A 13,992-nucleotide genomic window follows, 5' to 3' on the forward strand; every position below is an offset into this window, starting at 1 on the left:
AAACACCCGGGGCTTTTTCGCCTTGATTACAGAAGTGTCATAGTAGTTTGGTTGCTTTATAACGGGCTGGTATTACTAAGAAAAAATAAGCATTTAATGCAAAACGAAGGCACCAGGGTTGATTCAGTGGTTTAGACGCTTCACTCTAACGTCGAGCCTGTACTCGAGCGGTGAGTCCACTGTCTAACGTCAATTCTTCTCGCGCCCTACGCTGGTTTCGGCGTTTAGGCTGGGCCAGTGTAGTTTTCCTGTTATTGCTGGCATCCGGTTCGCTCGGCTTTGCGTTGTTGATTCGCTCGCTGGGTATTACACACTGGAATCTACAAGGGCTGTATCTGAATACTCACTCGATAGGGTTACAGAGCCTATCGCTTGTCCAAGCCGATAAAGATGGTACAGAGCAGTCACTCAACACCGGGCCACTGATGTTTGAGTGGACCGGGCGTCATCTCAGGATCGATCACTTTGAGCTCGCGCTGGCTGCTATTCCAAACGGTACCAGCGGTGAGCCTATTGACCCTCTGCACCTTGACGCTCCTCTCGCCATACCGACATGGCTACCCGATCGTCTGGATGCACCTGATTTCACGTTGTCTCTGCCCTGCGCACAAGGCCAGTGCAGGTTGGAAGGCTCCTTGAGTGCAAGCCAGGCAAACAACCAGGCCTTGCCCCTCAGCCTGGAGCTCACGCTTCGTCATGAGGGGCGCACATTACAAACCCTGGCCTTGCTTGAGGGCACACCAGAGGCACCGCGCCTGACAGCCAACCTTGCCATTGATGATCAGCCAAGGCTTGTGCTACGGACTGCGCTAACGCCCCACGGCGACGGAGTGGCTTGGGGCGGTGACCTCCTGATTCCTGCCTTTAATGAAGGCCCCTGGGTTCTGGACTGGATCAACCAGTGGTGGCCAATGCCTGCCGTGAACGCTGAATCCCTGCCGGGTGCTCTTCGAGTACAAGGTAACTGGCAGTTGTCCCTACCTAACACAATTGACGACCTCCAGTCCCTGCTTAATGCACAAGGCAGTATTCGGCTTGATGCGCATTTACCCCAAGCCTGGCCGGTGCCAGGACTGGGATCACTTCAAGGCGATGCCAGCGTGGATGCTACAGTGGATCACGGCTATGTAATGCCTCGAGCCCTGCAAGCCGATCTGCAACTTGCAGTAAGGAACCAACCTTGGCAGCTCCAACTCCCGCAGGGTATACGACCCGACCAACTCCATATCCGGGCGCAGACACCGGCATCTATTGATCAGCCGGACGTGCTGCTCCCCCTCGACTTTACCCTAACCTCCCGTGGCGAAGCGGCTCTGGACCTGAAGGGACGCCTTAAGGTTGCTACTCAGGCCCCCTGGCGTCTCCAGGTGGATGGGCTTGATCTGCATGGAACCGTTCCAAACTTTAAGCAATCCGGCGTTGCCGTTCACACTCTCGACGTCAAACTAAAGGCGCAAGGGAAGATGGATCAGCGCAATGCTGAGCTGACCTTATCCAATATCATGCTAGGTGCGCGCCAGCTGGACATCGGTAGCGGTACTTCGGGGACACGCCTGGACAACGTATCTGCAACTTCGCCTGAGCTCAACCTGATGGGGCGGCTGGACGATCAGCAGGACGTGCATTTCACATTGAAGGGCAACACTCAGCTCGAGACCAAGCGCATTGCTCACCCGCAGCTCAAAGCTGCCAAATGGAACTGGGATGGACAGCTTGAGTTGACGGATCGGGCGCTAGGTCTAAATGGTACACTTAAGACCGATACAGGCCTCAGCCTCAAGACCCGGCTTCGTCAGTCTCCTGGTCAGTCGTTCGTCCTAGAAGGCACACTGGACACATTATTCATGCGGGCTGGAAATCCCTTTGCAGCCACATTTACCGCCTGGCCGGCCTTGCTGGAATTCAATACGGGACGTCTTGACGGTCAGCTTTCCCTTCGTATCCCTCAACAAGGCGACATGAACCTGCATATTGATCTGGATGCTCAAGGTCTGGGCGGCATTTACGATCGTCTGGAAATGAATGGCGTTGTTGCAAAGGTTGCGCTTGATTTGAATAACGATCAGCTGAGCGTAGCGTTGCCTGCGTTCAGAGCCGATAGCCTTAACCCAGGGTTTACTCTAGGTCCTCTTGAATTGAGCGGCGCCTATCGCGCTCGGCTGGATGATCCACTGGCCGGCACGCTGTCCTGGCAACAGGCTCAAACGGCCATATTGGGAGGTCGCCTGTGGATACCGCCAGGCCAAGGCAACCTGGGCGACTTCACACTTGCGCTGCCGGTGCATCTCTCAGGTCTGCAAGTCGCTTCACTATTGGAAGCCTACCCGACCGAGGGGCTCAGCGGCGAAGGTATAATTGACGGGCAGTTACCCCTGCACTGGACGCGCCAGGGTATTCGCGTCGAGCAAGGCGTTGTCGGCGCACGTGGAGCAGGCGTGCTACGCTTCCGCTCGGATCGAATCAAAGCGCTGGGGCGGAGCAATCCCGGGATGAAACTGGTAGCCGATGCGCTCGACGATTTCCATTACGAGGTACTGCGTAGCGGCGTTGATTACCGTGAAGACGGTACACTGATGCTTTCACTCCGCCTGGAGGGCCGCAACCCTGATATTGAAAAGGGACGAGCGTTCAACTTTGGAATCAACCTTGAAGAAAACATTCCGCAACTACTGACCAGTCTGCAACTGACTGACCGAGTCAGCGACACCATTCAACGTCGTGTGCAGGAACGCCTGCGTCGTGATCAAACTGGCCCCAAAACCGAGGAGAAGCCCTGATGGGGTTGCGCCCACTATTCGGCATATTGCTTTTATGCCTTCTGACAGCAGCCTGTACACCTACCGTACAGGTCGCGGTTCCAAACGAGCCGATCAACATCAACCTGAACGTAAAAATCCAGCATGAAATCTACATCAAAGTAGACAAGGCACTGGATAACGTTCTCAGCGAAAACAGCGGTCTATTCTAAGGAGCCAGCCATGCGAATCCGTGTTGCCAGTTTGATGCTGGCCTTGCTTTTCACCAGTCCCGCCTGGGCCATGAGCCTCAACGAGGCGATGGCCACCCTGAGCCATGCCAAGGCAAGTGGCCAGGTGGGCGAACAACCCAATGGCTACTTGGGCGCGGTTGACGGGAGCAGCCAAGGCACCGAAATTGCCAATCTGATCAATCAGGCCCGCCGCGATGAGTACCAGCGTCTGGCTCAGCAAAATGGCATCCAGCTGGGTGATGTAGAAGCCATCGCCGGCAAGAAGGCGATCGAGAAGACACCCGCGGGGCAATACATCCAGCTCAATGGAAAGTGGGTCAGAAAATAAACGGTACCTGCATGAAAAGCCAGCATCTTGCTGGCTTTTCTACATCTGCTTACTTGTAAGCTACTCGTCCAGATCCAGGCCTAACGCTTTGGCCAAGCCTGTACGGATACAACAAATTCGCCAATATCATGACTCCGGCTGGCACTTAATCACTCTCTTTATGTCCATTTCTTCGAACCACATAGGGAATACGCCGAGTCCTCCGAGTACATCCGTTTGACGACGGCTTCTGGCAGATATCTGGAAAAGCACTGACATATGTATAGTCAACAATCGACACAAGGTACCAACCGCACCCCCTCCACTGTTCTCGTTGTAGAAGATGAGGAAGTGATTCGGGAATTCGTCCGTGAGCTTCTGGATGGCGAGGGCTTCAACGTCATGACCGCAGAGTCGGCCGACGCGGCTCATGCCCTTCTGCAGGACAAGGCGGCAGATATCGACCTGCTGATCACCGACATCCGTATGCCAGGCTCGATGGACGGTGCCCAACTTGCCAATCATGTAGGCGCTACATGGCCTCATATCCCGATCATCGTAATGTCCGGTTATGACACGCCAGCCACCGCCAGCATCAAGTACAAGGTCAGGTTTCTGCCCAAACCGTGGTCGATCGGCCAGCTAATCGATATGGTTACGGGTGTTGCGTACTCTGCGACTCCCAGCACCTGACCCTTCTTGAACGGGTTGAACAACACCTCTAGTTGATCAACCCGCTGCGGCACACGATTAAACCACTATCCATGAAGCATGCTCCGTGTTCGCCATAGGTCAGCTTGCGCTGCTGTTTTCCTAGCGCCTTTCGGGCAAATACGCCTGCTCGCTCAACGCTCTAAACAATCTTCACGGGCATATATGCGGACCTATGAGTATTGATACGCCTCCCTACCCCGTTACGCCTGATGGCCGCTATTTCGTGGTACGTGGTCAACTCTGGCGATGCACCAATCCTGCACTTCCAGAGGCGCAACGCAAGGTGCTTACCCACGAGCTGATGACGGCGCGCAGAGAGGTGGGCCAAGCGAAGCGCAACCACGACAAAGCGGCTGAACAGCAGGCTCGCCACCGGGTCGATGAAGCCAAGCGCGCTTTAGGTGAGCGTGGGCCTGTGTGGTGGACAGACGGAGCGCCCGACTATAACCGCCGACAAGTTGCCAACACGCCCTATGCAGGCTGGTTTGAAACATTGACGTCCTGAGAAATACCCAACCATTTCAGGCAATGGGTAGAATCAGCAGTAACCTCTAAAGGGGAATACTATGCTGACGGTTCTGGGAAAGGCGACATCGATCAATGTTCGCAAGGTCATGTGGACGTGCGAAGAGCTTGGCATTCCCTTCATTCTTGAAGAGTGGGGCACAGGGTTCAGGCCAACGGATGATCCGAACTTTCTAACTCTGAATCCCAACGCCATGGTCCCGGTTATCCAGGACAATGGGTTCGTCTTGTGGGAATCGAATTCAATCATTCGCTATCTGGCGAACCACTATAATGGAGAGGCTCTATATCCGGTGGAGAGTAAGGCTCGCGCCATCATTGATCAGTGGATCGACTGGCAGGCCTCTACGCTGAACCCCTCCTGGAGCTATGCCTTCCAAGCGCTGGTTAGACGGTTATCCAGCCATCAGGATCCAGAACAAATCAGCCAGAGTCATCGCCAATGGTCAGCATGTATGGCCATACTTGACGCCCAGCTTCAGAAAACCCAGGGTTATGTAGCAGGTGAAGTCTTTTCGCTTGCGGACATTCCGATCGGTCTTTCTGTGAGCCGATGGTTCGAAACGCCTGTAACACATCCCCACCTACCCGCCTTGAACACTTATTATGATCGGCTGGCTGAGCGCTCCGGTTTTCTGGTCTATGGTAGGAATGGCATTCCGTAATACAGCACGGACCTCATAACTGTAATGTCCAATCTGCTGCGTTCTGTATATGGTTGTCTCTGGAGGCATACCGTTAAGGTTACGTTGATTCTCTGACGGAGCCTTGCGCATGTACCTTCCGCCCCCTTTCAAGGAAACGGACCCAGCCGTTCTGCATCGCTTCGTCAAGGAGCACCCGTTGGGTGCCTTGGTTATACAGGGAAGTCATGGTTTGTCTGCCGAACATCTTCCTTTTTTGCTGGAAAGCGAGGAGACGGGTCTAGGCATTCTCAAGGCTCATGTGGCGCGTGCCAGCCAGCTCTGGCAGGAAGCGCTTAATGGTCATGACGAAACGCTTGTCATCTTCCAGGGGCCAAGCGCCTATATTTCACCTTCCTGGTATGCCAGTAAACTTGAAACGCACCGGGTCGTGCCGACTTATAACTATGCCACCGTACATGCCTACGGACGGATCAAGGTCAGAGACGATGCCCAATGGGTCAGAGGCCTTGTGGCTCGCCTGACCCGTGCACATGAGGCTACTCAGGACACGTCTTGGAGAATGACCGATGCGCCAGCCGACTTCATTGACGAGCAATTGTCTCGAATTGTCGGTATAGAAATCCACGTTTCCCGCTTGGAAGGAAAATGGAAGATGAGCCAGAACCGCAGCGAAGCGGACCGTAAAGGCATACTTCAAGGCCTACACCGTGAATCTACACCTCAGGCCACCGAAGCAGCAACCGAAATGCTCCGCACTTCACCAGAATAAGCCTAAACCCTCCCCCTAAAAAGCGGCAGGTTACGTCTGCGGACGATACCCCTTTAGAAAGAAGGCTACCGCCCTTTGCACGGCGGGGCCGATCAGGCTCGGGTCAATGCCGGGCTCTAACGCCAGCATAGCCTGCTCATGGAACTCGGCCTCCAGCAAAGCCTTGAGATGTAGCGCCGCTACCCAAGGATCAGAAGGTTCCAATACACCGTTATCCATGGCGTTACGGAGCACCTCTGCCATTCGAGACCAGCCAATCTTGGGTCCGTTCTCATAGTAGATAAGCCCTACCTGGCTGTTTCCGGCACTCGATTGCACCAGGCGTCGGCCCTGCATGATTTCGGGTCGAATAATGGTCTGGACATATTCATTACCAAACCGCTCCAGCATCTCGGGCAAATCGTCGTCTAGCGGAAGGTGCGCAAATATTGGCTCAAAATGCTTGGCAGCATTGGCGCGGATACATTCGGCAAACAGCTCTTCCTTGGAACTGAAATAGTTGTAGAGCGTCGCTTTTGAACCGCCTACGCGGCTGGCAATTTCAGACATGGATGTCTGATCAAAACCCAACTCCATAAAAACCTTCGAGGCAACGTCCACTATTTCGCGGCGTTTGCTTGGGCTTTTCGTTCTCATCCTGTGTCCATGATCACCATCATAATCCTGCCATGCTAAGGCAGATCGTCACACCAGGAAACTTAATAGCGTTTTAATACTCATAGGCCACCATATAAAAGCAAAGTAATAGCGCCTTGCTTTCAAAAGTGTGAACTTGTCCAATAACTAAACTGAACAGTACGGTTATTTTAAGCGCCCTTCATTTTCCAAATGAGATCAGCCTCACGCTGATTACGTAAATCCTAGGATGGACCCCACCAACATGCAGAAACCTACTCGTGTTTTTCCTGTGGCCAGCAGATCCTTGCTAGCCGTAGCCTTGGCAAGTGCCAGCTGCGCCTGGGCTGCCCCCCTCAAGCAAGGTCCGGAAGTCGAAAGCAGAGTCGAGTCGATCCTGTCCCAGATGTCCCTGTCGGACAAAATCAGCTACATCAATATCGATAACGGCTACATGATGCGTGCCATGCCGAAGTTTGGCTTGCCGGGCACTCTAGCCCGCGATTCCTCTCTTGGCGTAACCGTTGAAGGCACCATGTTCGGGGTGCAGTACCCTGCCCAGTCCGCGCTGGCAGCAACCTGGAACGTGGACCTGGCTAAAACCTACGGTCTAGCTATTGGCTACGACACTCGCGCATCGGGCGGACAGCAACTGCTCTCTCCCGGCCTCAACATGTACCGTACGCCTTACAATGGCCGCTCTGCTGAGCACCTGACCGGCGAAGATCCCTTCCTGGGTGCCGTGCTAGCTCCAGCTGTCGCCAATGGCATCGAAGCTCAAGGTATCTGGACAGGTGCCAAGCATTTTGTCGCGAACGAGCAGGAGGCCAACCGCCATTACCTGAATGTGAAGGTCGACAATCGCACCCTGCGTGAAATCTACCTGCCCGGCTTCGAGTCTCTGGTCAAGAATGCCAACCCTGCGTCGATCATGTGCGGTTTCAACAAGATCAACGGCGATTATGCCTGCGAAAGCCACAGCATGATCGCTGACATGCTCAAGGGCGAATGGGGTTTCAAAGGTTTCGTTGTTAGCGACTTCAACTCCATCCAGAACGGCTACAAGGCGGCGATGGCTGGTGCTGATCTGGACATGCCCAGCGGCCTACAGATGAACGAATCCGTTCTGATGCCGTACGTGTGGAGTGGTCAGTTACCGGTGTCAGTGATCGACGAGAAGGTCCGTCGTAACCTGCGCGCCATGATTGGCTTTGGCTTTGACAAAGGCCTGCCGACCGCATCTCACATAGGCAACGATCCGCGCAGCCTGAGCACGTCCCTTGATATGGCCCGGCAGGGCATCGTTCTGCTACAGAACGAGAAAGCAAAAGGCTCTTCCAATAACCTGCTGCCGCTGCCAAAAACCGCACGCATTGCTGTGATTGGTGATATCGCCAAGCAGCGCCCACCCTACCCCTTCGGTACCGGTTGGTCTGCCGCCAATACCTATACCACCGAGCTGCAAGGCCTGCAGCAACTGGCTCAGGATCAAAGCCAGATCACCTATATCCAGGCGCTGTCTCTCGACCCGCAAACGTCGGAATGGTATACCTCCAGTGATAGCACCGGCTCCACCGAGACCGTAGCAGGTCTGACAGCTGAATACTTCAACAATCCAAACTTCTCGGGCGAGCCCGCCGTCAAGCGTATTGAACCCGGTATAAACTGGGATTTCCTGAAGGCACAGAACGTCACGGCCAATGGCGTCACTACCATTGATGGCTTCAGCCCGGACCAGGATAATTTCTCGGCCCGCTTTACCGGCAAAATCAAACCGACCGTCAATGGCGACCAGGTATTCAAGGTACGTGGTGATGGCGCTTATAAGCTATGGGTAGACAACAAGCTGGTCATCGACTTCGATGGCAAGCCATTGTCCAACGACCTGGCGGACTCAATCTCTCACTCGGGCAAGGCATATAACCTCAAAGCCGGCCAGACCTACGACATCAAGCTCGAATATAGCCGCGTCAACGATCACTATATTCCAACGTCGGGTAGCCTGTATGGTCTGCAGATGAGCTGGGCGTCGCTGGCTGCGCCTAAAGACCTGAGCCAATATGACGCTGTCATGGTAGCCGTAGGCTTCAACAGCGAGTACGAAGGCGAAGCATCGGATCATGGATTCGATCTGCCTGAGTACCAGAGCGATCTTATCCAGAATGTCATCAAGGCCAACCGCAACACTATCGTTGTGCTGCATGGCGGTGGCGGCATGAACCTTGAGCCCTGGGTGAAGAAGTCCAAGGCCGTATTACATGCCTGGTATCCTGGTCAGTTGGGCGGTCAGGCCCTGGCGGAAATCTTGTTTGGCGATACCAACCCCTCTGCCAAGCTGCCGATCTCGATCGAAAAGCGTATCCAGGATAACCCTGCCTATGCCAGTTACCCGAATCCGGATTTGTACGTGGGTGACAATGCCCAGACCGAGATGACATATTCGGAAGGTGTATACATGGGATATCGTGGGTTGGATAAGCAGCGTACCAAGCCACTCTTCCCGTTTGGTTTCGGTCTGTCATATACCACGTTCAGCTTCTCTGACCTGAAGATTGGTCCGAAGTCGCTGACACCTGGTTCAACCATCGACGTCACCTTTACCGTCACCAACACCGGCAATAAGGATGGCTATGAAACAGCCCAGGTTTATGTCAGCCCCAAAAAGGCAATGATCGACCGTCCGAAGAAAGAGCTAAAAGGCTTTACTAAAGTGTTCCTGAAAGCCGGCCAGTCCAAGCAGGTCACCGTTCAGCTGGACGCGCGTTCGCTGGCCTACTTCGATGTGAACACATGGAATTGGCTTGCTGATGCTGGTCGTTACATGATCTCTGTAGGCGACTCTTCGGATAACCTGCCGTTGGACGGTATGCTGACCAACCTGTACCAACAGTCGCTGCCAACCAATACTAGCAACCCGCTGCCACCGAAGATGCAGAAGGCCGTACAGGTCGATACCTCACAGGCGTATTGAGTTAATCCCGCAACAGGAAAAAGGCGCCGCACAGGCGCCTTTTTTTGTTGAGGATGGAAGCTTGATCAGAAATTCCATCGCTAAAAATCAAGATGGTCGGCCTCAAGAAACCAATAACGTTCCAGGTAGCCTACCTGCTGTCATGAACGCTCAAGGATTGCCCAAGAATGCCGATCTGCTTATTAGGTAGTAGCCGCTGCCAATATCGCAGACCCAATCCTTGAGTCGTACCCATCATGACCACACACGTTATCAATTTCACTGGCCCCATCAACTCAACTACGTGTGGTCAGCTGATCGAGAAATGCTCCGTTGCCCTGCAGCAGGACGCCTCTAGCCTGCTCATAAAGATTGCGACCATGGGTGGCGACTGCAGCTACGGCTTCTCAATGTACAATTTCCTGGTATCGCTTCCGATTCCGGTCCATACGCACAACCTCGGGACCGTCGAGTCCATGGGTAACATTCTGTTCCTGGCGGGACGCCACCGCACAGCCTGTCGCCACAGCAAGTTTCTGATTCATCCATTTCACTGGAGCTTGCATGGGGCAATTGACCATGCGCGGATGTCTGAATATGCCATGAGTCTGGATTATGACCTGGACCTCTATGCTGACATCGTCATGGAGCGCACTGCGGGTGCGAGCGAGCGAATGGACATTCGTAATTATCTGAAGGCTTCTCCCCGTATCCTTAACCCTGAAGCAGCGTTGGCTACAGGCATGATCCACGCCATGGATGACGTCGCCATGCCTGTTGAAGCCGTGCACAGCTGTATTCATCTATAAGAGGTTTCACTGCATGCAACCAGGCGCGGTTCAATAGATCGCTCCTGGTTACCACAAGAGGGCGATCAGACACGTTTTTTGCGCTTTTCGTTAGTGGAACAGAACAGGGCCAGCGTCTCGCATGAAGATTTCCAACGTCTTTGGCCCGACGCCCTTGAAGGCTAGCAGGCGCTTTTCGAAATCCGAACGACTTCCGCTTTTATTTTTGATATCCATGATGCTACCGCCGTATTCAGCTTGAAGTTTCTGGCATACCTCCAGTAGTCGCGTGGCGGTAGACTCGTCATAGCGCGTGTAACGCCCCTCCCGTAACAGCCTTACCAAGCCGTGCCAACCACACGCCAATACTTTTAGCGGCGTATCATGGCCGTGAGACTTGAACATCAAACGCCATGTCTGAGCGGCAATCGTTTGCGAAATACGCTTGCCAAACAGATAACTGGCCAGAAACCAGCCAAACAGCGCTTTCTCATCTCCACTATATAGATCCAGTCCCAGCTCCTTAGCTGAAATCTCGCTTTTCATCTCGACGCCTTCTTCAGCCTTACCTTCTTGCGACTGGCATCAGACAGGTACGGTCCATCATGGAGGCCTTATACGGTCAATATCGAGACACGTTTTTACAAGTGTTTGCATGGATCTGCTTGGGATTGGGAACAACTCGATTGGGATGTCAGTCACAACCAGTAGGCTATATAAGCCCAGCATCATCGGAGATGAGACTAATTGCTAGTGCTGCCTCGCCAGGCACACCAAGCGATCCGGTGTTTTTTAAAGCTAGATCAGGAGAATCACCATGAGCCCAGCACTGCCTAAAAAATTTGCCTTCACGTGCGCCCTTTTGCTGTCAATGGGCACGGCGACTGCCTTTGCCCAAAACGCTACCCATGCTGATAGCACACACGGCACCTCCGGCCATGCACAGTCGGCTGATACCAAGAAAGCTGAGGCCATGTCGCCTGAAGATTTCGTAGACGATGCTTCGGCCAAAGGCATTGCTGAGATTGAAACAGCCAAGCTGGCGCTTGAAAAGAGCCAGTCCCAAGACGTCAAGACCTTTGCTCAGTCAATGATCGATGATCATACCAAGATGAATGAGCAACTCCAGCAACTGGCCCAACAGAAGAAACTGGAAGTCGCTGATAACGCCAAACTGATGGATATGGCCAAGAAAATGATCCTTCAGGTACGCGATGAGTCGTTTGACGCTGCCTATGCCAACAATCAGGTCGTCGCCCACGAGCAGACTATCGAAATCTTCCGTAACGAAGCCAATACCAGCAAGGATCCGGAGCTGAAGGCGCTGGCGCAGGCTGCACTGCCTAAACTGGAAGCGCACCTTGAGCATGCCAAAACGCTACAGAGCAAATATGCCGAAAAGAAATAATGGCATACGCTAACAAAAGGCAGCCCTAGGGCTGCCTTTTTTATTCTTGAGCATGTCCCATAACTGTTTGCTACAACACCGATTCTCTGAGGAATGTAATTGTGCAGCCCGGCTGGTCTTCTTAAAACGATGTGAATACACAATCAGGAAACATTTCTGTAAAGGGCTTCTCAGTACCATAGGTAACCATCTTTTTAGCCTGCGACAGCAATGCAGAGCAAAACGTATCAGGTAAATATGATAGCTGTTAGCAAAGCGCTTCTAATGCAGCGCCAGGACAATGCCACGGAAGAAGGGATTCTACTTAAGGTGTTATGGATAACCAGGAGCGCATGCAGGCCAAACATGCATTTAAGGAAGGCGCTCTGAATAGCGCGAAGACAACATCAATAAAGACGCAAAGGCCAGTCTACTAGGCTTGCATAGCTGCAATCAGGCGCGAGGTCTTACGGATTACACAGGCCCTTCGTGATCAGATCAACTCGCCTAGCGCCTCCTTCAATAAGGCAATGCTCGCCTCGTTACGCTTGTAGTATGTCCAAGGACCTATACGCTGAGAGGTAACCAGCTGGGCGCGCTGCAAGGTGCTCAAGTACAGCGAAACCGTAGGTTGGGAAAGCCCAGCTTTGTCCTGGATAATACTTACACATACCCCAGTGGTTTCAGGATCAACTTCCTGGCTTGGAAAGTGCCGGCGAGGCTCTTTCAGCCAATTCAGGATCTTGAGACGGGTAGGATTATCGAGCGCTTTAAGCGCCAAGCTGACATCGATACTCATTGCTGGTATCCGGTAACGGTTCCTTTATAGTAAACAGCCAGTCAATGTTATCACAGCGGAACCCCTTGGCATTTTTACCAAGGGGTATTTGAACAATTTCTCAGGACTCGTATCGAGAATAGTCTATGTAGCCGACCTCTGTGCCCCCATACATCGTGGCAGGATCCACTGGAGTCCACGGCCAATCATTGGCAATCCGTTCAGGCAGATCGGGGTTGGCAATAAAAGGACGGCCAAACGCAATCAGATCGCCCCACCCGGCCTTTAATACTCGCTCCGCACGCTCCAACGTATAGCGTCCCGCATAGATGATACGGCCCTTAAACGTGTTGCGGACCGCCTTGCGGAAATCATCGGGAAGCTCTGGTGCGTTATCCCAGTCTGCCTCGGCAATTGACAGGTAGGCTACTCCTACATCTTGAAGCACTTTAATGGCTTCCAGGTAGGTTTCCTGAGGATTTTCCTCAACCAGCCCCAGATACACCCGCGCCTCATCCGTTGTCTCAAAGAGCGGAGCAAAACGCACGCCCATTCGATCCTTGCCAACCACTGCAGCAACTGCTTCGGTAACTTCCCGCAGGAAACGCAAACGATTGTGCAGCGAACCGCCATACTCATCGGTACGCTGGTTACTGTGCGCCGAGATAAACTGATTGATCAGATATCCATTGGCGGCGTGTATTTCAATTCCGTCGAAACCAGCGTCCAATGCATTACGGGCTGCCTGCGCGTAAAACTGGACCAGCTCTTTTACCTCAGCCGTACTGAGCTCACGAGGCGTTGAAGGTGCACTGAGGACTCCAGTCCCAGGGCCGGTTTCGATGAATACGCTGACGTTCTCAGCGGCTATGGCTGAGGGCGCAACAGGCGCGGCCCCTTCTGGCTGCAACGATGTATGCGATACACGGCCTACATGCCAGAGCTGAGCGAAGATAATACCGCCTGCCTTATGCACCGCGTCGGTTACCAGTCGCCATCCCTCGATCTGCTCAGGTGAGTATATGCCCGGCGTCCAGGCATAACCTTGGCCACGAGGCTCGATCTGTGTTCCCTCAGTGACCATGAACCCTGCGCTAGCCCGCTGCTGGTAATAGGTTGCCATTAGCGTGTTGGGTATGTTGCCTGGCTGGGTGCTACGCGAACGAGTCAATGGCGGTAATACAATGCGACTCTTAAGTGTATAAGGGCCTAGCGTGGTAGTTTGCAGTATGGATTTGCTCATTTAAATACTTCAATATCAACGAATAAATGTGACGCTTCGTCAAAAGCCTAAGCTCACGGCTGCCCAAGTGAATCTACAGAATGGCAACCATGAGCAGATGAAGTAACTACTTTACGCATCGTATTTATAAATTTCAATATCAGGATGTCTAGTGCGCTGGCTTTACTCCTTGAATAACTACTCTAGGCTCTATACGAAAAGTACCTGCGCTCGGTGATGCTTGATTAAAAAACCGATTTGGAATGCTCATTTACAACACGTAAACTCCGCCTCCTTACCG

General features: G+C 53.1%; 14 protein-coding genes. 10 read left to right on the plus strand and 4 right to left on the minus strand.

Annotation, left to right across the window (positions count from 1 at the left end; all coding sequences use genetic code 11):
• Positions 1 to 170 precede the first annotated feature (170 nt).
• From GM154_RS11230 to GM154_RS11260, 7 genes are all read left to right on the plus strand, one after another.
• On the plus strand, positions 171 to 2,777 hold the full coding sequence (locus tag GM154_RS11230) for a YdbH domain-containing protein (protein ID WP_219652273.1): 2,607 nt from the start codon (positions 171 to 173) through the stop codon (positions 2,775 to 2,777).
• Positions 2,777 to 2,968, plus strand: coding sequence for a YnbE family lipoprotein (locus GM154_RS11235; protein ID WP_010798549.1), 192 nt, complete (start codon positions 2,777 to 2,779; stop codon positions 2,966 to 2,968). The genes GM154_RS11230 and GM154_RS11235 overlap by 1 nt, the downstream gene beginning before the upstream one ends.
• 10 nt (positions 2,969 to 2,978) lie before the next feature.
• Complete coding sequence (locus tag GM154_RS11240; RefSeq protein WP_219652274.1) at positions 2,979 to 3,317, plus strand: YdbL family protein; 339 nt, start codon at positions 2,979 to 2,981, stop codon at positions 3,315 to 3,317.
• Between the two features lie 258 nt (positions 3,318 to 3,575).
• Positions 3,576 to 3,989, plus strand: coding sequence for a response regulator (locus GM154_RS11245; protein WP_219652275.1), 414 nt, complete (start codon positions 3,576 to 3,578; stop codon positions 3,987 to 3,989).
• Positions 3,990 to 4,182: 193 nt separating this feature from the next.
• Positions 4,183 to 4,515 carry a hypothetical protein gene (locus GM154_RS11250; RefSeq protein WP_074825673.1) on the plus strand — a complete coding sequence of 111 codons (333 nt, stop codon included), beginning with the start codon at positions 4,183 to 4,185 and terminating at the stop codon, positions 4,513 to 4,515.
• 61 nt (positions 4,516 to 4,576) lie between these two features.
• Positions 4,577 to 5,200: a glutathione S-transferase family protein gene (locus tag GM154_RS11255; protein WP_219652276.1), complete on the plus strand. Its 624-nt coding sequence runs from the start codon at positions 4,577 to 4,579 to the stop codon at positions 5,198 to 5,200.
• A 109-nt stretch (positions 5,201 to 5,309) separates the two neighbouring features.
• Complete coding sequence (locus GM154_RS11260) at positions 5,310 to 5,951, plus strand: FMN-binding negative transcriptional regulator (RefSeq protein ID WP_219652277.1); 642 nt, start codon at positions 5,310 to 5,312, stop codon at positions 5,949 to 5,951.
• A gap of 30 nt (positions 5,952 to 5,981) precedes the next feature.
• Here GM154_RS11260 and GM154_RS11265 read toward each other — a convergent pair whose 3' ends face one another.
• The gene (locus tag GM154_RS11265) at positions 5,982 to 6,587 is read right to left on the minus strand and encodes a TetR/AcrR family transcriptional regulator (RefSeq protein WP_219652278.1); all 606 of its coding nucleotides are present in this window, start codon (positions 6,585 to 6,587) and stop codon (positions 5,982 to 5,984) included.
• Between the two features lie 244 nt (positions 6,588 to 6,831).
• Between GM154_RS11265 and GM154_RS11270 the strand changes: the two genes are divergently transcribed.
• Both GM154_RS11270 and GM154_RS11275 read left to right on the plus strand, forming a co-directional pair.
• Positions 6,832 to 9,537: a glycoside hydrolase family 3 protein gene (locus tag GM154_RS11270; RefSeq protein ID WP_219652279.1), complete on the plus strand. Its 2,706-nt coding sequence runs from the start codon at positions 6,832 to 6,834 to the stop codon at positions 9,535 to 9,537.
• Between the two features lie 236 nt (positions 9,538 to 9,773).
• The gene (locus GM154_RS11275) at positions 9,774 to 10,325 is read left to right on the plus strand and encodes an ATP-dependent Clp protease proteolytic subunit (protein ID WP_219652280.1); all 552 of its coding nucleotides are present in this window, start codon (positions 9,774 to 9,776) and stop codon (positions 10,323 to 10,325) included.
• Between the two features lie 90 nt (positions 10,326 to 10,415).
• Here the strand turns inward: GM154_RS11275 and GM154_RS11280 are convergent, their stop codons facing one another.
• On the minus strand, positions 10,416 to 10,850 hold the full coding sequence (locus GM154_RS11280; protein WP_219652281.1) for a DNA methylase: 435 nt from the start codon (positions 10,848 to 10,850) through the stop codon (positions 10,416 to 10,418).
• Between the two features lie 271 nt (positions 10,851 to 11,121).
• Between GM154_RS11280 and GM154_RS11285 the strand changes: the two genes are divergently transcribed.
• Positions 11,122 to 11,712 (plus strand): DUF4142 domain-containing protein, encoded by a 591-nt coding sequence (locus tag GM154_RS11285; RefSeq protein WP_258019809.1) that lies wholly within the window; start codon positions 11,122 to 11,124, stop codon positions 11,710 to 11,712.
• Positions 11,713 to 12,184: 472 nt separating this feature from the next.
• On the opposite strand, the gene GM154_RS11290 is transcribed toward GM154_RS11285, so the two are convergent.
• Together GM154_RS11290 and GM154_RS11295 are read right to left on the minus strand one after the other, a co-directional pair.
• Positions 12,185 to 12,490, minus strand: coding sequence for a helix-turn-helix transcriptional regulator (locus tag GM154_RS11290; protein ID WP_010798560.1), 306 nt, complete (start codon positions 12,488 to 12,490; stop codon positions 12,185 to 12,187).
• Between the two features lie 100 nt (positions 12,491 to 12,590).
• The gene (locus GM154_RS11295) at positions 12,591 to 13,712 is read right to left on the minus strand and encodes an alkene reductase (protein ID WP_219652282.1); all 1,122 of its coding nucleotides are present in this window, start codon (positions 13,710 to 13,712) and stop codon (positions 12,591 to 12,593) included.
• Positions 13,713 to 13,992: the final 280 nt, after the last annotated feature.

Source organism: Pseudomonas sp. MAG002Y (assembly GCF_019400845.1).
Lineage (GTDB): Bacteria > Pseudomonadota > Gammaproteobacteria > Pseudomonadales > Pseudomonadaceae > Chryseomonas > Chryseomonas luteola.

What these genes read in the sequence shown, in the direction of transcription:
- GM154_RS11250 (WP_074825673.1), top strand. Translation starts at nt 4,183, where the DNA reads ATGAGTATTGATACGCCTCCCTACCCCGTTACGCCTGATGGCCGCTAT.
- GM154_RS11265 (WP_219652278.1), bottom strand. Translation starts at nt 6,587, where the DNA reads ATGAGAACGAAAAGCCCAAGCAAACGCCGCGAAATAGTGGACGTTGCC.
- GM154_RS11245 (WP_219652275.1), top strand. Translation starts at nt 3,576, where the DNA reads ATGTATAGTCAACAATCGACACAAGGTACCAACCGCACCCCCTCCACT.
- GM154_RS11260 (WP_219652277.1), top strand. Translation starts at nt 5,310, where the DNA reads ATGTACCTTCCGCCCCCTTTCAAGGAAACGGACCCAGCCGTTCTGCAT.
- GM154_RS11280 (WP_219652281.1), bottom strand. Translation starts at nt 10,850, where the DNA reads ATGAAAAGCGAGATTTCAGCTAAGGAGCTGGGACTGGATCTATATAGT.
- GM154_RS11235 (WP_010798549.1), top strand. Translation starts at nt 2,777, where the DNA reads ATGGGGTTGCGCCCACTATTCGGCATATTGCTTTTATGCCTTCTGACA.
- GM154_RS11240 (WP_219652274.1), top strand. Translation starts at nt 2,979, where the DNA reads ATGCGAATCCGTGTTGCCAGTTTGATGCTGGCCTTGCTTTTCACCAGT.
- GM154_RS11270 (WP_219652279.1), top strand. Translation starts at nt 6,832, where the DNA reads ATGCAGAAACCTACTCGTGTTTTTCCTGTGGCCAGCAGATCCTTGCTA.
- GM154_RS11285 (WP_258019809.1), top strand. Translation starts at nt 11,122, where the DNA reads ATGAGCCCAGCACTGCCTAAAAAATTTGCCTTCACGTGCGCCCTTTTG.
- GM154_RS11275 (WP_219652280.1), top strand. Translation starts at nt 9,774, where the DNA reads ATGACCACACACGTTATCAATTTCACTGGCCCCATCAACTCAACTACG.
- GM154_RS11290 (WP_010798560.1), bottom strand. Translation starts at nt 12,490, where the DNA reads ATGAGTATCGATGTCAGCTTGGCGCTTAAAGCGCTCGATAATCCTACC.
- GM154_RS11295 (WP_219652282.1), bottom strand. Translation starts at nt 13,712, where the DNA reads ATGAGCAAATCCATACTGCAAACTACCACGCTAGGCCCTTATACACTT.
- GM154_RS11255 (WP_219652276.1), top strand. Translation starts at nt 4,577, where the DNA reads ATGCTGACGGTTCTGGGAAAGGCGACATCGATCAATGTTCGCAAGGTC.